Annotated in this window: 22 protein-coding genes; 14 read left to right on the plus strand and 8 right to left on the minus strand. The window is 62.5% G+C overall.

The annotated features are described in order from the left end of the window. Window positions 1–163 precede the first annotated feature (163 nt). The gene (locus EWE75_RS13915) at window positions 164–2,344 is read left to right on the plus strand and encodes a TonB-dependent receptor (RefSeq protein WP_165388385.1); all 2,181 of its coding nucleotides are present in this window, start codon (window positions 164–166) and stop codon (window positions 2,342–2,344) included. A 50-nt stretch (window positions 2,345–2,394) separates the two neighbouring features. Here EWE75_RS13915 and purU read toward each other — a convergent pair whose 3' ends face one another. The 5 genes from purU to EWE75_RS13940 are packed head-to-tail and all read right to left on the minus strand — an operon-like array spanning window position 2,395 to window position 8,332. Further along, window positions 2,395–3,252: a formyltetrahydrofolate deformylase gene (purU, locus tag EWE75_RS13920; RefSeq protein WP_130158480.1), complete on the minus strand. Its 858-nt coding sequence runs from the start codon at window positions 3,250–3,252 to the stop codon at window positions 2,395–2,397. Further along, complete coding sequence (locus EWE75_RS13925) at window positions 3,252–3,800, minus strand: sarcosine oxidase subunit gamma (protein ID WP_130158482.1); 549 nt, start codon at window positions 3,798–3,800, stop codon at window positions 3,252–3,254. Before EWE75_RS13925 ends, purU begins: the two co-directional genes overlap by 1 nt. Beyond that, window positions 3,797–6,751 (minus strand): sarcosine oxidase subunit alpha family protein, encoded by a 2,955-nt coding sequence (locus EWE75_RS13930; protein WP_206364771.1) that lies wholly within the window; start codon window positions 6,749–6,751, stop codon window positions 3,797–3,799. Before EWE75_RS13930 ends, EWE75_RS13925 begins: the two co-directional genes overlap by 4 nt. Continuing rightward, window positions 6,748–7,044, minus strand: a complete 297-nt coding sequence (locus EWE75_RS13935; protein ID WP_130158484.1) for a sarcosine oxidase subunit delta — start codon at window positions 7,042–7,044, stop codon at window positions 6,748–6,750. Before EWE75_RS13935 ends, EWE75_RS13930 begins: the two co-directional genes overlap by 4 nt. Window positions 7,045–7,054: 10 nt before the next feature. After that, complete coding sequence (locus EWE75_RS13940; protein WP_130158486.1) at window positions 7,055–8,332, minus strand: sarcosine oxidase subunit beta family protein; 1,278 nt, start codon at window positions 8,330–8,332, stop codon at window positions 7,055–7,057. Between the two features lie 229 nt (window positions 8,333–8,561). Between EWE75_RS13940 and EWE75_RS13945 the strand changes: the two genes are divergently transcribed. Continuing rightward, entirely contained in the window at window positions 8,562–9,674 is a 1,113-nt protein-coding gene (locus EWE75_RS13945; protein ID WP_130158488.1) for an S-(hydroxymethyl)glutathione dehydrogenase/class III alcohol dehydrogenase, read from the plus strand. 27 nt (window positions 9,675–9,701) lie between these two features. Continuing rightward, entirely contained in the window at window positions 9,702–10,124 is a 423-nt protein-coding gene (locus EWE75_RS13950; protein ID WP_165388386.1) for a cupin domain-containing protein, read from the plus strand. Window positions 10,125–10,149: 25 nt separating this feature from the next. On the opposite strand, the gene EWE75_RS13955 is transcribed toward EWE75_RS13950, so the two are convergent. Continuing rightward, a complete protein-coding gene (locus EWE75_RS13955) occupies window positions 10,150–10,623 on the minus strand; it encodes an Lrp/AsnC family transcriptional regulator (RefSeq protein ID WP_130158492.1) in 474 nt (157 codons plus the stop codon). Between the two features lie 94 nt (window positions 10,624–10,717). On the opposite strand from EWE75_RS13955, the gene phhA reads away from it, so the two are divergent. From phhA to EWE75_RS14000, 9 genes are all read left to right on the plus strand, one after another. Beyond that, complete coding sequence (gene phhA, locus EWE75_RS13960; RefSeq protein ID WP_130158494.1) at window positions 10,718–11,584, plus strand: phenylalanine 4-monooxygenase; 867 nt, start codon at window positions 10,718–10,720, stop codon at window positions 11,582–11,584. Continuing rightward, on the plus strand, window positions 11,581–12,795 hold the full coding sequence (locus tag EWE75_RS13965; protein WP_130158496.1) for an aromatic amino acid transaminase: 1,215 nt from the start codon (window positions 11,581–11,583) through the stop codon (window positions 12,793–12,795). The genes phhA and EWE75_RS13965 overlap by 4 nt, the downstream gene beginning before the upstream one ends. A gap of 15 nt (window positions 12,796–12,810) precedes the next feature. Next, complete coding sequence (gene hppD / locus EWE75_RS13970; RefSeq protein WP_130158498.1) at window positions 12,811–13,860, plus strand: 4-hydroxyphenylpyruvate dioxygenase; 1,050 nt, start codon at window positions 12,811–12,813, stop codon at window positions 13,858–13,860. 87 nt (window positions 13,861–13,947) lie between these two features. Beyond that, a complete protein-coding gene (gene hmgA, locus EWE75_RS13975) occupies window positions 13,948–15,222 on the plus strand; it encodes a homogentisate 1,2-dioxygenase (RefSeq protein ID WP_130158551.1) in 1,275 nt (424 codons plus the stop codon). Window positions 15,223–15,233: 11 nt separating this feature from the next. Then, complete coding sequence (gene fahA / locus EWE75_RS13980) at window positions 15,234–16,523, plus strand: fumarylacetoacetase (protein ID WP_130158500.1); 1,290 nt, start codon at window positions 15,234–15,236, stop codon at window positions 16,521–16,523. Then, complete coding sequence (gene maiA / locus EWE75_RS13985; RefSeq protein ID WP_130158502.1) at window positions 16,520–17,182, plus strand: maleylacetoacetate isomerase; 663 nt, start codon at window positions 16,520–16,522, stop codon at window positions 17,180–17,182. The genes fahA and maiA overlap by 4 nt, the downstream gene beginning before the upstream one ends. Then, on the plus strand, window positions 17,169–17,561 hold the full coding sequence (locus EWE75_RS13990; protein WP_130158504.1) for a Rieske (2Fe-2S) protein: 393 nt from the start codon (window positions 17,169–17,171) through the stop codon (window positions 17,559–17,561). Before maiA ends, EWE75_RS13990 begins: the two co-directional genes overlap by 14 nt. Before the next feature lies 1 nt (window position 17,562). Next, window positions 17,563–18,228, plus strand: coding sequence for an SDR family NAD(P)-dependent oxidoreductase (locus EWE75_RS13995; RefSeq protein ID WP_165388387.1), 666 nt, complete (start codon window positions 17,563–17,565; stop codon window positions 18,226–18,228). Between the two features lie 7 nt (window positions 18,229–18,235). After that, window positions 18,236–18,526: a 4a-hydroxytetrahydrobiopterin dehydratase gene (locus EWE75_RS14000; RefSeq protein ID WP_130158508.1), complete on the plus strand. Its 291-nt coding sequence runs from the start codon at window positions 18,236–18,238 to the stop codon at window positions 18,524–18,526. Between the two features lie 130 nt (window positions 18,527–18,656). Here the strand turns inward: EWE75_RS14000 and EWE75_RS14005 are convergent, their stop codons facing one another. Beyond that, entirely contained in the window at window positions 18,657–19,256 is a 600-nt protein-coding gene (locus EWE75_RS14005) for a beta-xylosidase family glycoside hydrolase (protein ID WP_165388388.1), read from the minus strand. Here EWE75_RS14005 and EWE75_RS25570 point away from each other — a divergent pair. Continuing rightward, window positions 19,214–19,609 carry a transposase gene (locus tag EWE75_RS25570; protein ID WP_231708354.1) on the plus strand — a complete coding sequence of 132 codons (396 nt, stop codon included), beginning with the start codon at window positions 19,214–19,216 and terminating at the stop codon, window positions 19,607–19,609. The two genes, EWE75_RS14005 and EWE75_RS25570, sit on opposite strands and share 43 nt — an antisense overlap. A gap of 106 nt (window positions 19,610–19,715) precedes the next feature. Here the strand turns inward: EWE75_RS25570 and EWE75_RS14015 are convergent, their stop codons facing one another. Then, window positions 19,716–20,078, minus strand: coding sequence for a TonB-dependent receptor domain-containing protein (locus EWE75_RS14015; protein ID WP_130158510.1), 363 nt, complete (start codon window positions 20,076–20,078; stop codon window positions 19,716–19,718). Window positions 20,079–20,434: 356 nt separating this feature from the next. Between EWE75_RS14015 and EWE75_RS14020 the strand changes: the two genes are divergently transcribed. Beyond that, window positions 20,435–20,890, plus strand: coding sequence for an excisionase family DNA-binding protein (locus EWE75_RS14020; protein ID WP_130158512.1), 456 nt, complete (start codon window positions 20,435–20,437; stop codon window positions 20,888–20,890). Window position 20,891 lies beyond the last annotated feature (1 nt).

Below are 20,891 nucleotides of genomic sequence, written 5' to 3' on the forward strand. Positions count from 1 at the left end.
TGTATGGCATAGCCTCTTGACATAAACAAAGGCGGCAGATTCGGCGTTCGCAGGCCCAGCCCGAACGGGTTGGGGAACGCCATAGAACTGACCGCTACCGTTCATCGGATTTTATGGGGGGTTAACCATGCGAAGCGGATCAAAACGAATTTTTGCGGGACTTTTGACGAGTTGCGTATGGCTCGCTCCTGCCCAGGCGCAAACGGCCGCGTCGGATGCCACGGACAAGCAAGCGGTCGCCTCAGGCGGCGATATCGTCGTTACCGCACAGAAGCGCAGCGAGCGTCTGCTCGACGTTCCCGTCGCCGTGACAGCAGTCAATGCCGACGCACTGGTCGCGCAGAACCTGGTGCAGGTCCGCGACTTCTACAACACCGTACCCGGCCTCAGTTATGCCGGCGGCAGCGGTCAGACGACCTTGGCGCTGCGCGGCGTGACCACGTCAATCGCCGGCAATCCGACCGTGGGCGTCACCGTGGACGATGTTCCCTTCGGCTCGTCGTCCGCGCTGGGGTATGGTGGACGGCTGTCACCCGACCTCGACCCCTCGACGCTAGAACGGATCGAAGTCCTGCGCGGCCCGCAGGGCACGCTGTACGGCGCCAGCAGCCTTGGTGGTCTGCTCAAATATGTCACAGCAGCGCCCAGCACGACGAAATGGTCTGGACGGGTTGAGGCCGGCGCCAGCTTCGTCGAACACGGTTCGGAAGGGTGGTCGACGCGGGGCAGCATCAACGCCCCGATCCTCGCCGACCATATCGGGCTGAGCGTCAGCGGCTTCTATCGCCGCGACCCGGGCTATGTCGACAACAAGAGCGCACGCATCGACGACTGGAACAGCGCGCGTGGCTATGGCGGACGGGCAGCTTTGCTCATCAAGCCGGCCGACAGCGTGTCGATCCTGCTCTCCGCCCTGGTGCAGAATTTGGACGGCAGGGGATCTCCAAATATCGAGGTGTCGCCTGCCGATGTACCGATCGCCGGGCCGCTCGCCACGGCGGCGAGCCAGGGCGATGATCCCTATCTCACGAAAGCGCGCCTCTACAGCGGCCGGATCATCGCCGATCTCGGCTTCGGCCAGTTGACCTCGATCACCGCGTATGGCGAGAATCGCTATCAGGCGTCGCCCGATCAGACGGTGCGGTTCGCCGGGCTGTTTGCGGCGTTCGGCGTGGCGGGCAATCGCGCCGTCCTGTCCAATAGCTTCCGGACTGACAAATTCTCCCAGGAAGTGCGCCTGTCCTCCAATGGCGGCGGCGCGATTGAATGGCTGGTCGGCGGTTTCTACACGAAGGAGAAGACCCGCGGCGAGCAGACGCTCGATGCCTTGAACCCGACGAGCGGGGCGCTGGTCCAGCGCCTGTTGGCGGCCAATTTCCCGTCGAAGCTCGAAGAGGTCGCGGGCTTTGCGGACCTGACGTATAAATTTACCGATAAATTCGATGTCCAGGCCGGTGGCCGCTATAGCCATAACAAGCAGGATTATCTCGAAGTCGATACCGGGCCGCTGGCGGGCGATCCGATCCCGATATCACGATCGTCGGACAGTTCGTTCACCTGGCTGGTGACGCCACGCTACAAATTCTCGGAGGACACGATGCTGTATGCACGGGTTGCCTCCGGGTATCGCCCGGGCGGCCCGAACAGCAATGTCGGCGACGTTCCACGCAGCTACGGCCCCGACAAGACGGTCAACTATGAGTTGGGGCTCAAGGGCAAGGCGTTCGACCGACTGGTGACTTATGCCGCGTCGCTCTTCTGGATCGACTGGTCCGACATCCAGCTTGCACAGACCGATCCTGCCACGCAATTCGTGTATTTCGCGAACGGCTCCGGCGCGCGCAGCCGTGGTGCGGAGATCGAATTGAGCGTCCGCCCCTGGCGCGGCATGACGCTCGCCGGCAACGGCGCCTATACCGATGCGAAACTCACGAATGGATTGCTCGGATCGGGAAAATCCGGCCAGCAGGTCGGCAATACCGGGGATCGGTTGCCCTATGCGGCGAAATTTGCGGCCAGCCTCAGCGCAGATCAGACGTTCGACCTCGGTAATGATCTGACGGCGTCGCTCGGCGGCAGCATGTCCTATCTCGGCAAGCGGTTAGGCACCTTCGCCTCCGCCCCTGCGACACCGCGCGGCGTGGCACCGGCCTTCACGACGGTCGACCTTCGGGGGGGCGTAGAATATCGCGGCATCAGCTTTAGCGTCTATCTCCGCAACCTCACCGACAAGCGGGGCTATACCAGCGCTGAACTGCGCGCTGCGGGCAATCTGGCGGGTGGCTACAACCTTTCGGTGATCCAGCCCCGCACGTTCGGCGGAAGTCTGGCCGTAAGCTTCTAGCGCGACGACAAGCGGCGCCGGCGTGATACCCGCCGGTGCCGCGATCCGCCTCAGTCGAATACGATCGTCTGCTGGCCGTTCAGCAGCACACGATGATCCACCTGCCAGCGCACGGCGCGTGCCAGCACCGAACATTCTACTTCTTCGCCGATCGTGACGAGATCGTCGGCAGAGCGCGCATGACTGACGCGGCGCGTTTCCTGTTCGATGATCGGCCCTTCATCCAGATCTGTCGTCACGTAATGTGCGGTCGCGCCGATGATCTTCACACCGCGCGCATGCGCCTGGTGATAAGGCTTGGCGCCCTTGAAGCTCGGCAGGAAGCTGTGGTGGATATTGATGCATCGCCCCGACAGCACCGCACACAAACGGGGGGACAGGATCTGCATGTAGCGCGCAAGGACGACGAGATCGACGCCGAGCCGATCAATCCGTGCGATGATCTGATCTTCCTGCTGCGCTTTAGTATCCTTCGTCACCGGCAGATGATGATAGTCCAGACCATGCCATTCGGTGATCGCGCGCATATCGTCATGATTTGACACCACGGCGACGATGTCGACCGGCAGATGCCCGCTGCGCCAGCGATGAAGCAGATCGTATAGGCAATGGCCGAATTTCGAAACCATGATCATGACCCGCGGCTTGACCGCACAATCGTACAGGCTCGCCTCCATCGCGAACTGCGCGGCGATCGGCGTAATTTCGGCGCGAAATTGATCAAGCGCCGGAGGTGCGTCACCTTCCGCAACGAACATTACACGCATGAAGAAGGTGCCGCTGCCCGCATCCTGATGTTGGTGCGCCTCGATGATCGAGCATTCGCGGTGCGCGAGGAAGGTGGTCACGGCGGCGACGATTCCGCGCTGATCGGGGCAGCGGATCGTCAGAATATAGGTCGGGAGCATCAGTCGGCGTCCTGGCTGTGGAATTCGAGCACGGCATCGGCGAACCACAGGTCCAGATGTTGCGCGTAGCTGACCTCGGCGTAGATATGAAAGACCGGCTCGTCGGACGGTCGATCGATCAGCACGAACACTTGCGCGAGGGCCGACTGGACGGCGCGGCTCGAGCCGAAGGCGCGCGGATGCAGATCGATCGTGCAGCCCTTGGCGATCAGGTCGCGGGCACGCGGACCGGCGATTGCGTAGCAGACGCGGCCTTCGCCGAGATCGGCGACGTGCGCGATCCTCGCGCCCGCGGCGGCGGCGAGAAGCGCCTCGCTCGGCACCCCACCCCCGACGATCATCCATTCGCCGGGCGCGAGCCCGATTGCGCGCGGATCGGCGCCGGCAGCGTCATTGGGTTTTCGCGGCAAATCGACCGCCAAGCATCGGTCGAGCGCCGCCAACACCGAATCGTCGAACCCGCGCAGGCGTAACACCCGAATCTCCGGTGTCGGGATGCGTGTTATCGTCACGCCAAGCGCGGCGACACGCCAAGGATCCTTGATCAACGCAGCCGCTCCCCGTCTGGATCATAAAACGTGGGGTCGACAATCGTCGCGGTCCTCGCCGCCCGACCCGCCCCGATTCTGACGGTTTCGCCCTTCCGCGCCAGCCCGCCGCGTACCATCCCGAGCGCGACGGCGCTCTTCAGAAACGGGCTGAACGCGGTCGATGTCACATAACCTTCGGATAAGGCTGTCCCGTCCGAAGCGGTCGCCACGACGTGACCGCCGATCGGCAAGGGCGACTCCCCGGCCGCCACGGCGAACCCGACGAACTGGAGCCGGTCGGCACGCTGGTCGGCGCTGCGCAGGAGCGAGCGCTTGCCGACAAACTCGTTTTTCTTTTTAAGGACATGGCCCCAGCCGACATCGAGCGCGGTGGTCGTGCCATCGGTGTCCGCGCCGATATGGAGAAAGCCCTTCTCGGTCCGGAGCACCATCCAAGCGTCGATCCCGACCGGGATCAGGCCCTGGCTTTGGCCCGCAGCCATCAACACATCCCACAGAAAGGCGCTGCTTCGCGCCGGCACGTTGATCTCGTAGGAAGTCTCGCCGGTATAACTGACCCTGAAAACGCGCGCCGGCACCCCGGCAACCGTACCTTCGGCGAAGCTCATATGCGGAAAGTCGTCGAGCGGTACCGTCGTGCCGACCGCGTCGAGGATGGTGCGCGCCTTCGGCCCCGTGATCGTCAGCACCCCCCAGGCCGCCGTCACCGGCGCGACTAGCACGTCGAGGTCAAGCCATTCGCACTGGAGCCATTCTTCCATCCACGCCACGATCGTCTCGGCGCCGCCGCTCGACGTGCCGATCAGGAAATGATCGTCCCCCAGCCGCGTTGCGACGCCGTCGTCGATGACGACGCCCTGTTCGCTGAGCATCAGCCCGTAGCGGACCTTGCCGGGCCTCAGCGTCGACATCGTGTTAGCGTAGATCAGGTCGAGGAAGCGGCCCGCGTCCGGCCCCTTCACCTCGATCTTACCGAGCGGCGATCCCTCGAACAGCCCGGCAGCCGTGCGCACGGCGAGCGCCTCGCGCTGTTCGGCCTGATGCGGCGTTTCGCCGAAATTCAGGTAATAGGCCGGGCGCATCCAGCCGCCGTAATCCTCGAACACGGCATTCGCTGCGACATGCCGATCATGCGCCGGCATGCGACGACGCGGACGGAACAGCTCGCCGCGGTTGCGCCCGCCCATGCTGCCGAGCGGAATCGGCGTGAAAGGGAAGCGATAGCGGGTATGGCCCGTTTCCTCGACGCTGCGCCCGGTCAACGCGCCCATGATCGCCAGCGCGTTGACGTTGGACGTCTTACCCTGATCGGCCGCCATGCCGAGCGTGGTGTAGCGCTTGAGATGTTCGACCGATCGAAAATTCTCGCGCGCCGAAAGGGTGATGTCGCCGACGCTGACATCGTTCTGGAAATCGACAAATGCCTTGCTTCGGCGTCCTTCGACTTGCCAGCACGGCAACAGCGAAGCCTCCGGACGTTCGTCGGTGGTCCACGGCGCCGTGGACGGCAGGACATCATATCCCACGAGAGCAGCCGCTTCGCGGCCTGCCCCCTCGCCTGCCTCCAGCGCATCCTTCGTGGCATAGGCGCCCGCCGCCGCACCGACCGATCGTTCATCTTGCACGGACACGCCCGGCACGAACGCGGCGATGGCCTCGTCATAGCGCGTGACGCCGCCCGACTGGCTGAACAGATGCACCGTGGGATTGAAACCGCCCGACATGGCCAGATGGTCGCACGCGATCCACTCCTCGCCCCGCGCCGAGCGCACCAGCGCCCGGTTGATCCGCTTGCGGCCCCGCGTGTCGATGACCGTGGCGCCCGTTATCAATCGAATCCCGCGCGCGTCGAGCACGGCAGCAAGATCGGCTGAAACCGTATCGCGGACATCGACCATCGCCGCCACGACGACGCCGCACGCCGCCAACGCGAGGGCGGTGCGATATGCGTCGTCGTTATTGGTAAAGACCACTGCGCGCCGGCCCGGCAGCACCGCGAACCGACGCGCGTAATGGCGCGCGGCGGTCGCGAGCATGACGCCGGGCCGGTCGTTGCCCGGGAACACCAGAGGTCGCTCGATCGCGCCGGTCGCCAGCACGACGCGGCCAGCCCGCACCTGCCAGGTGCGGTATCGCGCACGCGTCGGGTCGGCGGCACATTCCGCTTCGTTGGCGAGTTGCTGGACCATCGTCAGGCTGTTGTGATCGTGATAGCCGACGACCGCGGTCCGCAGCAGGATTTTAGCCTCGGGCTGTGCGGCAATCGCGCCGCCGATCCGTGCTGCCCAGTCCGCGCCGGCCTGACCGTCGACCGAAATATCCTCGTAGCGCAGCGCGCCGCCGATACCGTCGTCTTGGTCTGCCAGGATCACGCGCGCACCCGATGCGGCCGCCGCATTGGCTGCGGCGAGACCCGCCGGCCCCGAACCGACCACGAGCACGTCGCAATGCGCGAACCGGCTTTCATAGCGATCGGGATCTGCCTGGCGGGCCACCTTGCCCAGGCCCGCGGCACGACGGATGAAGCCCTCGTACAGGTGCCAGTCGGGCCACATGAAGGTCTTGTAGTAAAAGCCTGCCGGCAGGAAACGCGCCACCAGATTGTTGATGCTGCCGATGTCGAAGCGACTGTTGGGAAAGCAGTTCACCGGCCGCGCGACCAGCCCGTCGTAAAGCAGGACCTCGGTAGCGCGCATGTTGGGCGTCGATCGAGCGCCGTCGCCAAGCTGGACCAGCGCGTTGCTCTCCTCGACGCCCGCGCCGATGATCCCGCGCGGGCGGTGATATTTGAACGACCGACCGACCAGAGTCACGCCGTTCGCCATCAATGCGGACGCCAGCGTATCGCCGGCATAGCCTTGATAGCCGCGCCCCTCCCAGATGAAACGCAACGGGCGCGTCCGGTCGATCCGACCGCCTTGCGCAAGGCGTGCGATCTGCCCGCTCACAGCGCGTCGGCTCCGTCGAATGCCGATGGCGCGGCTTCATGCATGGCGTAGATCGCCTCGATGCGGTGCGTCGCGGTATGGCGCGCGACATTGAACCAGCGCCGGCAGCCGAAAGCATGGACCCAACGCTCGTAATGCACGCCTTTGGGGTTTTTGCGTGTGAACAGATAGTTGCCCCAGTCCGTGTCGGAAACGGTCGCCGATGGGCTTGGCCGACTTATGTGGCTTTCGCCGCCGCAACGGAATTCGAGTTCCTCGCGTGGCCCGCACCAGGGGCAGTGGATCAGCAACATGGTTCGGCCCTCAATGCGCGATGCCGGAAGCGGCGGCTTCGTCGATCAGCGCTCCGGTCGAGAAGCGTGACAGCGAAAAGGGTTCGGCCAGATGATGCGGCGTGCCGGTGGCGATATGATGCGCCAGCAAGGTGCCGCCCGCCGGAATCGCCTTGAACCCGCCGGTACCCCAACCGCAGTTGATCAACAGGTTCGGCACCGGCGTAGCGCCCAGAATCGGACTGCTATCCTGCACGACATCGACGATCCCCGCCCATTGCCGCACCAGTCGGACGCGCCCGAGCGACGGATATTGCTGCGCGACCGCGCCGAGCACGGTCCGCGCCATCGGCATGTTGCCGCGCTGCGCATAGGACGGATAGAGGTCCAGTGCGCCGCCGATCACCAAGCCACCTTTGTCCGACTGACTGAGATACAGGCCGGTCGCGAGCGACAGCACAACGGTGTCGAGTACCGGTTTCAACGGCTCGGTGACGAACGCCTGAAGCGCATAGCTCGTGACCGGCAGGCGGAAGCCCGCCATGTCCGCGAGCGTGGTCGAATGGCCGGCGGCGGCGATGCCGACAGTCTTCGCGGCGATCAGGCCACGACTGGTTTCGACACCCGCGATGCTGCCGTCGGCATTGCGGCGAAAGCCCGTCACCTCGCATTGCTGGATGATATCGACACCGAGCGCATCGGCTGCCCGCGCATAGCCCCAAGCGACCGCATCGTGCCGCGCGGTGCCCGCGCGCTTCTGCATGAACCCGCCCAGCACCGGATAACGCGCGTCGGGCCTCATATCGAGGATCGGGACGCGCCGCGCGATCTCGGCGGGGCCGATCATGTCGGTATCGACGCCATTGACGCGCATCGCCCCGACCCAGCGCGTCGCGGCTTCCAGATCGTGTCGGCTGTGCGCGAGCGTGATGATCCCGCGCTGGCTGAACATCACATTGTAGTTCAGCTCGCGCGCGAGGCCCTCGTACAGCTTCAGCGAGAAGTCATACAGCGCGGCGCTTTCGCGGTAATAATAGTTCGATCGAATGACAGTCGTGTTGCGCCCGGTATTGCCCCCACCCAGCCACCCCTTCTCCAGCACCGCGATGTTGCGGATGCCGTGGTTCCGAGCGAGATAATATGCGGTGGCGAGACCGTGCCCGCCACCGCCGACGATGATGACGTCGTAAGCCGGTTTCGGCGCAGGATCACGCCAAGCCTGAGTCCAACCCGCTTGGCCACGAAAGCCCTCCCGCAGCACACGCCAACCCGAATAGTCCAGCTTTGCCAAATCCAGAGCCCATTCCATACAGAACTGTATTGATTGCTTGTACGTCTGCGGATACGATGATTGCAAGCATTCTTCGCAAGGGAGCGAGGCGTTGGGGCAGTGATCATCGGCGGACGTGAACGGGCGGATTGTCCGTGCATCGCGCCGGCGGCGCATGTTGCTGCCTTGATTACAAAGCGGCGGACAACGTTCGCCCCCCTCGCGAGCCAGGCAACATCGATCTAATCTGCAAGAGGACCTTACCATCATGAAAACCCGCGCCGCCGTAGCGTTCGAAGCCAAAAAGCCGCTGGAGATCGTCGAACTCGATCTCGAAGGCCCCCGGCCAGGCGAAGTGCTGGTCGAGATCATGGCGACCGGCATCTGCCATACCGATGCCTATACGCTCGACGGGTTCGACAGCGAGGGGCTGTTCCCGAGCGTGCTTGGACATGAGGGCGCGGGCATCGTGCGTGAGGTCGGCCCTGGCGTGACCAGCGTCAAGCCGGGCGATCATGTCATTCCGCTGTACACGCCTGAATGCCGCCAGTGTAAATCGTGCCTCAGCGGCAAGACCAACCTGTGCACCGCGATCCGCACGACGCAGGGCAAGGGGTTGATGCCCGACGGCACCACGCGGTTCTCGTACAAGGGGCAGCCGATCTTCCATTACATGGGCTGCTCGACCTTTTCGAACTTTACCGTCCTGCCCGAGATCGCAGTCGCGAAGATCCGCGAGGACGCGCCGTTCAACAGCGCCTGCTATGTTGGCTGCGGCGTGACGACCGGCGTCGGCGCGGTGGTGAACACCGCCAAGGTGCAGGTCGGCGACACTATCGTCGTATTCGGGCTGGGCGGAATCGGCCTCAACGTGTTGCAGGGCGCTCGGCTGGCGGGCGCGAGCAAGATTATCGGCGTCGACATCAACGCGGATCGCGAAGACTGGGGTCGCCGTTTCGGCATGACCGAATTCATCAACGGCAAGGGTAAGGACCGCGCGACCGTGATCGCCGAGATCCTCTCGCTGACCGACGGTGGCGCGGACTATACTTTCGACTGCACCGGCAACACCGAGGTGATGCGGACCGCGCTTGAGGCGTGCCATCGCGGCTGGGGCACCTCGATCGTCATCGGCGTGGCGGAAGCCGGCAAGGAGATTTCCACCCGCCCGTTCCAACTCGTCACCGGGCGCAACTGGCGCGGCACCGCGTTCGGCGGGGCGAAGGGGCGCACCGACGTGCCGAAGATCGTCGACTGGTACATGAACGGCAAGATCGAGATCGACCCGATGATTACGCATCTGCTGAGCCTTGAGGAGATCAACAAAGGCTTCGAGCTGATGCACTCGGGCGAGAGCATCCGGAGCGTCGTGGTGTATTAAAAATCTTGAGGAGCGGGAGGTAGAATGATGAAAAGTGCCGACAGGCCGGTCAACCCGCGACGCTCCCCTTCCCGTTTCAAGAAAATTTCGGGTAACGGAGACGTCTGCAGCGTTCGGGCCGTACATCACGGTGAAGGCGCGATTGATGTGCATCGTTTTGCCTTTTTCGCTGAACGGAAAACGCCGTATTTCGTCATGTTCGACATGCCGCCCGGCTCAAGCGAAGGGATCCATGCACACCGGGCCGAGATCATGGCGGAGGCGTGGCTGGACGAGTATTATTACGTCATTACCGGCAACGGCATCATGCGGATCGACGGCGAGGTCGTCGAAATCACGCAAGGCGACTTCATCTACACGCCGGCAGGCGTTTTCCACGGAATCGAGAACACCGCCGAAACCGGCAATCTGAAAGTCATGGTGACCCTTATCTCGGTGCCGCCGGCGTAATTGCGGCGGCACCACACTGGTCGAATCAGGGCAGCGGGAGCGCGGTCGTATATTTGGTAAGCGACAGCGCGAAATGGGAAGATGCGCCGCCGACAGACGGATGTTCGAGCAACGTATTCATCAGGAAGCGCTCATAATCCGACACGTCGATCGCCACGATCCGAAGCAGATAATCCCAATCTCCCGACATCGAAAAGCATTCCAATATCTCGGGCCTTCCGGCGACGAAGTGCTCGAATGCACCGCGCACATCGCGGGCATGGCTGCGCACGCGGATGTTGCAAAGCACGTTCACCCCGTAACCGAGCACGCCCTGATCGAGCAGCCGGACTGATTGCCGAATTAGGCCATGCGCTTCCATCGCCTTGATCCGCCGCCAGACCGATGCAGTCGAACTGCCAACCTGCTCGGCGAGATCGCTGTTGCTGATCGTGGCGTCGACCTGGAGCGTGGCCAGGATGCGCCGATCGATGTCATCCAAAGCGTAGGTAGATTTCATAAAACCACGGTTTCTTGGAAAATTAATTCGCTAATGTCCGTAAATGACCACCGATTGAAAAGCAAATTCACGCGATCGATGCGATATCGTCCACATGGAACATGCAACGATCGATCGCCCGGCGGGCACCGCCGCAGACTGGACCATTTCCCAACGCTGGAACCGCTACACCGCGGCCGAGCATGCCATGTGGGACCATCTGTTCGAGCGGCAAGCGAAGATGCTGCCCGGTCGGGTTGCGAGCGAATTTCTCGACGGTCTCGACGTGCTTCGCATGACGAAGCCCGGCATTCCAGATTTCGACGAACTGTCCGAACGGCTGATGAAAGCGACGGGTTGGCAGGTGGTCGCGGTGCCGGGACTCATCCCAGACGACGTATTCTTCGATCATCTCGCGAACCGGCGCTTTGTCTCCGGCAATTTCATCCGCACCCCCGAACAGCTGGACTATCTCCAGGAACCGGACATCTTCCATGATGTCTTCGGTCACGTCCCCCTGCTCGCGAATCCGATCTTTGCCGATTACATGCAGGCATACGGCATCGGCGGGCAGCGCGCGGCGAATGGCGGCGTGATCGAGAAGCTGTCGCGACTCTATTGGTACACCGTCGAGTTCGGGCTGATCCGCGGGTCGGCTGACGACCTGAAGATCTACGGCGCGGGGATCGTCTCATCTTACGGCGAATCGCTGTTCGCGCTTGATGACCCCTCGCCCAATCGGCTCGGCTTCGAGGTCAGGCGCCTGATGCGGACCAAGTACCGAATTGACGATTATCAGCAGAATTATTTCGTTATCGACAGTTTCGAGGATCTGCTCCGCCAGACGCTCGAGACAGATTTCGGGCCAATCTACGCCGAACTCGCAGACGCGCCGGATATCGAGATCGAAACGATACTACCGACCGATAAGGTCTATACGAATGGCACTCAAGCCTATGCCCGCGCAAAGGCTGCGGCATGATCGCCGAGAATGTCCGCCCCGCCGCGTCGGCGCCAGCGCGATTGTTCGGAGCGCTCGAGCGGCAACCGGCCGATGCGCTACTCGGCCTGATTGGTCTCTTTCGCCAGGATCCTCGTGCGACCAAGATCGATCTCGGCGTCGGCGTCTATCGGGACGATGCTGGTGAAACGCCGGTCATGCAGGCGATCAAAGCGGCGGAACACCGGCTCGCCGAAACCCAGCCGACCAAAGCCTATCTCGGCGCCGAAGGGGACGCGCGTTTCGTTGATCTCCTCGCGCCGATCGTCTTCGGCGCAGCGCTCGCGGGCGATCCGGGCTTGACCGGCGTGCAGACGCCGGGCGGTACCGGCGCGCTGCGCCTCGCCGCCGAACTCGTCGCGCGCGGCGCCGGTGACCCGAAGGTCTGGATCGGCACGCCGACCTGGCCCAACCACGCGCCGATCTTCCGGGAGGCTGGCGTGACGGTTCGACCGCACCCCTTCTTCGATGCCGCCAGCGGAACCGTGGATTTCGCCGCGATGGCCTCAGCACTTGCCGAGGCCGCGCCAGGCGACGTCGTTTTGCTGCACGGCTGCTGCCACAACCCGACAGGTGCCGAACTCGACGCTGCGCAATGGTCCGCGTTGACCGCGCTTGTCGTCGAACGAGGGCTGATCCCGCTGATCGATCTGGCCTATCAAGGCCTCGGGAGGGGTCTCGAAGACGACGCTAGCGCTACCCGTTCAATGCTCGCGGCCGCGCCGGAGGCGATCGTCGCCTATAGCTGCGACAAGAATTTCGGCCTCTATCGCGATCGCGTCGGTGCCCTATGGGTCAAAGCGGACGGCGGGTCGCTGGCAGCGGTGCGGGACAATATCCTCGTGCTCGCACGGAGCCTCTGGTCGATGCCGCCCGATCACGGCGCCGCTACGGTGCGCGAGATTCTCGAGGACGCGACCCTTACCAGCTCATGGCGACGCGAGCTCGAAGAGATGCGCTCGCGGATCGCGGGCCTGCGCGCCGCACTTGCCGACGCGGACGCGAGGCTGGCGCCGCTGGCGCACCAGGGCGGCATGTTCGCGATGCTGCCGCTGCCGCGCGATGCGATCTTCGCGCTTCGGGCCAGCCACGGCATCTACATGGCCGAATCGGGGCGCATCAACATCGCCGGCCTGCGCGGCGAAACCGTCGCATCGTTTGTCGCCGCCATTGCCCCATACCTTCAGCGCTAAGCGAGGATCTTCTCGATGTCCGATACCCATAATCCGCTCGGCCTCGACGGCTTTGCCTTCGCCGAATTCACATCGCCCGACCCTGCGGTCATGGCCGAACAAGTGCTGCAACTCGGATTCACCGCCGCCGCTCGCTCGCCTGCCAAAGACATGACCCTCTACCGGCAAGGTCGCATCGCGTTCGTGATCAACGCGAAGGAAACCGGCCAGGCCGCCGAATTCCGCAAGGCGCACGGTCCTTCGGCCAACGGCATGGGCTTCACCGTTTCCGACGCCCAGACGGCCTATGAAATGGCGCTGGCGCGGGGCGCGACGGCGGTCGATACGGCGTCGAGCGCGCTGCCAAGCGCCAAGGCGATCGCGGGGATCGGCGGATCGCTGCTGTACCTCGTCGAAGGCGATCCTTTCGCCAACTGGAAAGAGATCGCCGGGTGGCGCGATGCAGCGGCGAGCAACGGCGTTGGCCTCGATATCCTCGACCACCTGACGCATAATGTGAAGCGCGGGGAGATGCGCACCTGGTCGGCATTCTATGCGCAGATCTTTGGCTTTGAGGAGCAGAAGTATTTCGACATCAAGGGGAAAGCGACGGGCCTGTTCAGTCAGGCAATGATCGCGCCCGATAAGGCGATCCGCATCCCACTGAACGAGAGCCAGGACGATCACAGCCAGATCGAGGAATTCCTCCGCGAATACAAAGGCGAAGGTATCCAGCATATCGCGCTGACCACCGACGATATTTATGAGACCGTCGAGAAGCTGCGCGCCAACGGCGTCCGGCTGCAGGACACGATCGAAACCTACTACGAACTGGTCGATAAGCGCGTTCCCGGCCACAGTGAGGAACTGGAGCGCCTGCGCCGCAACCGCATCCTGATCGATGGCGATGTCGAGCGTGAAGGCATACTGCTCCAGATCTTTACCGAGACCATGTTCGGTCCGATCTTCTTCGAGATCATCCAGCGTAAGGGCAACGAGGGCTTCGGCAACGGCAATTTCCAGGCGCTCTACGAATCGATCGAGCTCGACCAGATCCGCCGCGGCGTGATCACGATCGACTCGTGAACCATAAGCGGGGACGTTGAGATGATCGCGGAAGGGCCCTTGGCAGCGGCCACCGGCAGCATTGTGCCCGACATGGTCGAGGCGATGATGGTCGGCTTTGGCAATCATTTTGCAAGCGAAGCCATCGCCGGCGCATTGCCGATCGGCAGGAACTCGCCGCAACGCACACCCTTCGGCCTCTATGCAGAGCAACTCTCCGGTACCGCCTTCACCGCCCCCAGAACGGAGAACAAGCGCAGCTGGCTTTATCGGCTTCGGCCGACGGCCAGCCATTCCCCCTTTACGGTCTATGAGAACGGCGGGCTTTTACGGAGCGCTCCGTTTGACGAGGAACCCGCGTCACCCAACCGTCTGCGCTGGGATCCTTTGCCTTTGCCGGATCGGCGCGTCGATTTCGTCGATGGGTTAGTCAGCTATGGCGGCAATGGCGACGTCGCTATGGGCGCCGGGATCGGCATCCATTTGTATGCCGCCACCCAATCGATGGTCGATCGTGTCTTTCAGAATGCCGACGGCGAGATGCTGATCGTACCACAATCAGGCAACCTGCGTGTCGTGACGGAATTCGGCGTCATGACCGTTGCTCCGCTCTCCATCGCGCTCGTCCCGCGTGGTGTTCGCTTCCGGGTGGAACTGCCCGAAGGACCTGCGCGAGGCTATGTCTGCGAAAATTATGGTGCGCCCTTCCGTTTGCCGGACCTGGGGCCGATTGGCTCCAACGGCCTCGCCAATCCGCGAGACTTCGAAACTCCGGCGGCGGCGTTCGAGGATCGGGACGTGCCCACCCAGATCATCCAGAAATTCATGGGTGGGCTTTTCGAAACCACGATTGACCACTCGCCCTTCGACGTGGTGGCGTGGCATGGCAATCTAGCGCCCTGTCGCTACGCCTTGCGCCGGTTCAACACGATCAACACAGTCAGCTTCGATCACCCAGATCCCTCGATCTTCACGGTGCTGACGTCGCCGAGCGAAACGCCGGGCACCGCCAATTGCGATTTCGTGATCTTCCCACCGCGCTGGATGGTAGCCGAAGATACCTTCCGCCCGCCCTGGTTCCACCGCAATGTCATGAGCGAATTCATGGGCCTGATCGAAGGCAGCTATGACGCGAAGGCGGGCGGCTTCGCGCCGGGCGGCGCCAGCCTGCACAATTGCATGTCCGGCCATGGTCCAGATCGCGCCAGCTACGAGACGGCGACCGCGGCATCGCTGGTCCCGCACCGGATCGAAGGGAGCATGGCGTTCATGTTCGAGAGCCGCAACGTCATCCGGCCCACGCGCTTCGCCGCGCAATCCCCGCTTTGCCAGGAGGATTATGATGACTGCTGGGCGGATTTTCAGAAAGCTCAACTGCCGTGACGACGGAATACATGATCGATCAAACCCATGATGCTGCGGCCACCAGTTGGGTCGAGAGAGCCAATGGTCATGCGGACTTCCCGGTCCAGAACTTGCCGTTCGGCATCTTCAGCCCCGCAGATGGCGAGCCGCGTATCGGAGTCGCTATTGGCGACTCCATCCTGGATGTCGCCAGCGCGGCAGCCGCCGGCCTGATTTCGGTTGTTTCCGGCGGCATCCTGTCCGAGCGGACGCTGAATAGGATGCTGTCGCTTCCCACTGCGGATCGGCGAGCACTGCGGCATCGCCTGTTCGCACTCCTGACGGACCCGGGCAACCGGGAGACGGTTACACCGTTTTTGCATGAAGCCGATAGCTGCACAATGTACCTGCCTGCGGCGATCGGCGACTACACCGATTTCTATGTCGGCATTCATCACGCCAACAATGTCGGCGCGTTGTTCCGGCCGGATAATCCGCTGCTGCCCAACTATAAATATGTGCCGATCGGCTATCACGGCCGTGCCTCCTCGATCCGTCCGTCCGGTGTGCCGCTGGTCCGCCCCAAAGGGCAACGTAAGGCGCCCGACGTCGATGCGCCGATCTTCGGGCCGTGCCTGCGGCTCGACTATGAGCTGGAACTCGGCGTCTGGATAGGCGCGGGCAATGCGCTGGGCGCGCCGATCCCGATCGCCGATGCCGGTCAGCACATCGCCGGCTTCTGCCTGCTTAACGACTGGTCGGCGCGGGACGTCCAAGCTTGGGAATATCAGCCGCTCGGCCCGTTTCTTGCTAAGAATTTCCAGTCGACCATTTCGCCCTGGATCGTCACCGCCGAGGCGCTCGCGCCGTTTCGGATCGCCCAGCCTGAACGACCCGTGGGCGACCCCGCACCGCTACCCTATCTCTACGATGCGCATGATCAGGCGACGGGTGCACTGGCTATTACGCTTTCAGCGTACATTTTGAGCCGCAAAATGCGGCAGGACGGCCTCCCGGCGTATCGCCTGAGCGAAGGCCCTGCGTCCAACATGTACTGGACTGCGGCGCAGATCGTCGCGCACCACGCCTCCAACGGTTGTAACCTCAACCCGGGCGACCTGCTGGGGACCGGCACGATCTCTGCGCCTACATCTGACGGCTATGGCAGCCTGCTGGAGATCACCAGGGGCGGCAAAGAGAGCCTCATTCTCCCAACGGAAGAAAGCAGAACGTTCGTCGAGGACGGCGATGAAATCCTCCTCACCGCCACCGCACATGCCGACGGCTTCGTTTCGATTGGCTTCGGCGAGTGCCGGGCAATGGTCTTGCCCTCGAAATGAGCGGTGAGCTTGTCCTGCATGGCTATTGGCGATCGAGCGCGGCGTATCGCGTGCGGATCGCGCTCAATCTCAAGGGATTGGCGTTTACCCAGATTACCCACGACCTGCGGACGGGCGCGCAGAAAGCGCCCGATTATCGCACATTCGCCCCGCATGGCCTGGTGCCCGCACTGACCTTGGAAGACGCCGCTGGGGAAGCGCGCGCATTCATTCAGAGCCCGGCAATTATCGAGTGGATCGAAGAACGCTATCCGCTGCCGCCTTTGCTGCCCGCCGACATCCACGCGCGCGCGATCGTTCGGTCGATGGCCGCGATCATCGCATGCGATATCCACCCGCTCAACAACTTGCGCGTGCTCAACCATTTGCGTTCCAGCTTCGGCGTCGATGCAGACGGGATCGGTCGATGGATCGCTGAATGGGTGCGGGAAGGCTTTGCCGCGTTGGAGATCCTGGTCGAGCGCCATGGAGCAGGTTATTGTTTTGGCGCAACGCCGACGCTCGCTGACTGTTATCTGATACCGCAACTCTACTCGGCGGACCGGTTCGAGGTCGACCTCGCGCCCTACCCCGCCCTGTTGGCGGTAGGCGCAACAGCACGCACGCTTCCCGCCTTTGTGGATGCACACCCCAATGTTCAGCCCGATGCCGACAGGTAGCGCGCGCCTCGATTCAACGCCGGGCAATATCGCGCTATGTCGGGTCGAGGATATCGCCGAAGGGCGAGCGCGTAATTTCGTTCTCCAGATGCGCGCCGGGCGGTTCCACGGCTTTGTGGTACACCAGCAAGGTGGCGTGCGCGGCTATGTCGATCGCTGCCCTCATGCCGGCCTTCCGCTTGCGCGGACGCTCGACGATTATTTGACGCCCGACAGCCAGTTCATTGCCTGCGGCTGGCACGGCGCGCTGTTTGCCATCAAGGATGGACTCTGCGTCGGCCGCCCGTGCGTCGGCCAGAAGCTCCTTGGCTGGCCCGTGCTGATCGATGGCGACTGGATCAAGACCGTCGCCGTGCCGGCAAATATGGGACTGGATTGATATGAAGGTACTTATATCCGGCGCAGCAGGAGCGCTTGGGGAAGCTGTACGAACCGTGTTTTTACAGCAAGGCGCGAAGGTGTCGTGCATCGCCAGATCGCGCGAGGGCGTAGATTCGGCGGGGGCATCATGGTTCGCCTGTGAAAACCTCGCTGACGAGGCGGCGGCAAGGGCGGCGGCCAACAGAGCTATAGAAGCAATAGGTGGGATTGACGCTCTGGTGCACGTCGCCGGTGCGTTTGCCTGGAAAAAGGTTGAGGACAGTCTGGTTGACGACTGGCGGGCGCTCTATTCCGCAAATGTCGAAACCACGCTTGTCCTGGTGAGGGCCTGCATCCCCGCCATGCGTTCAGGCGCGTCGATCGTGGCAGTCGGTGCCGCGTCCGCGGAACCGGCCGGGGCCGGGATGGCGGCTTATGCCGCGGCAAAATCAGGGGTCGCACGCCTCATCGAGGCTCTGGCGCAAGAGTTGGCACCCCGCGGAATCAGGGCGAATGCTGTGCTGCCATCGATCATCGACGCGCCGCGGAACCGCGCCGACATGCCCGGTGTCGATCCAGCCCAGTGGACCAGCCCAGCAGCCATCGCCGACACGATCAGCTTTCTCGCACAATCGGGATCGCGCGCGATCTCGGGCGCCCTCATACCCGTAACGCACCAACTATAATCGCACCATGCCGTCAGCACTCACCTCACATGAAAGAGACGATGCCCTCACGCGCCTTTCGGGTTGGGCCTTTGATGCCAGCAGGAATGCTCTTTATCGCCGTTTCGAATTTGACGATTTCTCCGAAGCATTTGGCTTTATGACTCGCATTGCGCTTGAAGCCGAAAAATGTGGCCATCATCCAGAGTGGCTGAACGTCTATAATCGGCTGGAGATCTGGCTGACGACGCATGATGCCGGTAACGCAGTTTCGGCGCTCGACATCGAACTTGCGACGAGAATCGCCGCACTGATTTGATCACTTGGTGGTAATTTTAATCACCGATCGAAGAAGTCTCCAAGCACCGTCTTGCTCCGACAGAAGCGATGGTCCGCGCGTTGCCTAGCTGCCAGTCGGCAGCCGCCCAACTTTGGACCTAAAATTTCGCCTACAACGCACGATACACGAACCGCCTAAAAGACACCTCGCCCGCGCCTGACACGAAAAGTGCTGGCCGCAGGCTGAGGAGATCATCGATCGTGTTCGCGTTGTAACCGGTCACTTGGCTGCGGACACCGTGGCGCGTCCATTCTTTACCGTCCAGGCTGTAATAGAAGGTGACGATCTGGCGATCATTGACGATCCGCATATACATGTGGCGCGCAGGCGGCGCCGGTTCGGGCCAGTATGCGGCCTTGCCGCCGCGATAGCTGGTCATACGCCTGCCATCGATGCCCATGCCAAGGAACAGGCGATTGTTGAAGAAGAGGAGCAGCCCGCCCTCGCTTTCACCGCGCAGTGCAAGTTCGACGGTTACTTCGAACGACCGATCGCCGACCTGCTGGGTCAGCACCGTTCCATCTGCGGGGCTCCTACCCTTGCCCGCAAGGAGCAACGCGCCGGGTTCGAAGCGGACACTTGCAGCGTCGCCGGGTGCGCTCGCATACAGGCTCCAGAGCCGACCCATATCGGCTTTGTTGAAAATCGAGGAATGTGGAAGGCCGTTTGGAACCGCTTGTTCGCCTGGTTTGCGCAAAGGCTTCGACAAGTCGCCACCAACCGCACGGAACCAACCATCCGCAGTCCACTCGGTGGGGGCAGATCAATCGCGGCAATCACTTCCGTGACGCGGTGCGTGCGAGGGGCGGGATACCGCGGATTGTCGCCACCGGCATGTGGGGCCGCGACGAGCAGGAAACGTTGCGCAAGCTCAAGGAATGGAACCAGCCCATCCACCGAGTGCGAGGCCGGATCGAGAAGATCTTCGGTACATGGAAGCGCAGCTATGGCCTGCGCCGGATGCGATGGCGAGGACTCGCCAAAGCCGCTGTCCAAGTCCACCTCACCGCCATCGCCTACAACCTCAAGCGCACCATGAACATTCTCGCGGCCCAAGCATGAAGGCTGCCACCGCTCTGACCAGAGCGGTAGCGAGGTAGGCCAATGGCCTCAGAAAAAATAGAAAACAGTTCAACTACAGCGCGCTACACCCACCCGCGCACAGGTCTCATAAGCCCTTGATACCAGCTTCGAACGACCGGGTTGTCTGTGCTTTGGCGACCGTGATATCGCCTTCTGTGAAGTTGCGCGCTAGGCTGGGCGCCTGATAGCCGGTCGCATAGCGGGCATAGAGGTTCACGCGCGGTACGATCTCGTAGGTCGCGCTGATATCGCCGCTGACATTGGATGCCTTGTTGTCGCGTGCAGCATCAATCGGGTTCGGAAGTCCCTCGAATACCTGGGCTGCCCGCTTCTCGTGGCTGTAGCGAAGACCGCCGGTAACTTTCAGCTTGTCGCTAAATTTGTATGCGACCTGCCCGAAGACTCCAAGGCTCGTGGTTTGCTGAGCGAATTTGCTTTTCTCGATTATACTATAGTTAGTATCGTCAAATTCTGGTTGATAATATCAAGCGTCTGGTGGAAATAATACAGGCGGCCTTGCTGAATGGGCCCATTCCATTGGTCGAAGCCCGGAATTCCTGGCTCGTTTCAGTGGTTCGTGGGACCCGCTGATCCGCGATCAACGAGCGCGCCGGACGGGCACAAACCGCTATCGCGCAGATGGTCATGCCCCCATTTGCGGCGGACAAGGCGGCGCAGGCCGGACTAGGCTGACACAACGCGGCGTCGCAACCGATTTGAGGCGGAACCAATCAGTGTTACGTTTATTGCGTATATTGCGTTTATTACGATTATCATATAGAGGCGATGTCAACGGAGACCCCCATGACCATGCCAGCCTTTGCCGAGGAACTCGGCAGTCGCCTGCCTTCCGCAAGTGAGAAGGCGGCAGCCAATCAGTTGCGTCAAATCCTGGCCGCGCAGGTGTCGAGCGATGCCACATTACATGTTCTGGACGACGACAAGAACGCCACTGAAGTCACTTTGACGCCTGGCCTGTCGAAGCTCCTGATGGAATTGCTTCGGCATATCGGCAGGGGTGACTCGGTGACGCTCGTTCCGGTCAGCCAAATGCTGACGACGCAGCAGGCCGCCGACATTCTCAATGTGTCGCGCCCCTTCCTGATCTCGCTTCTCGAAAAGGGCGAGATCAGGTTCGATACCGTGGGTCGTCATCGGCGCATGAAGGCCGAGGATTTGTTCGCCTACAAGCGATCCCGTGATGACAGGCGCGGCAATGCGCTCTCCGCTCTCGCAGCGATGGACGCGGAGTACCTCTAAG

Source organism: Sphingomonas populi (genome assembly GCF_004208535.1).
Lineage (GTDB): Bacteria > Pseudomonadota > Alphaproteobacteria > Sphingomonadales > Sphingomonadaceae > Sphingomonas > Sphingomonas populi.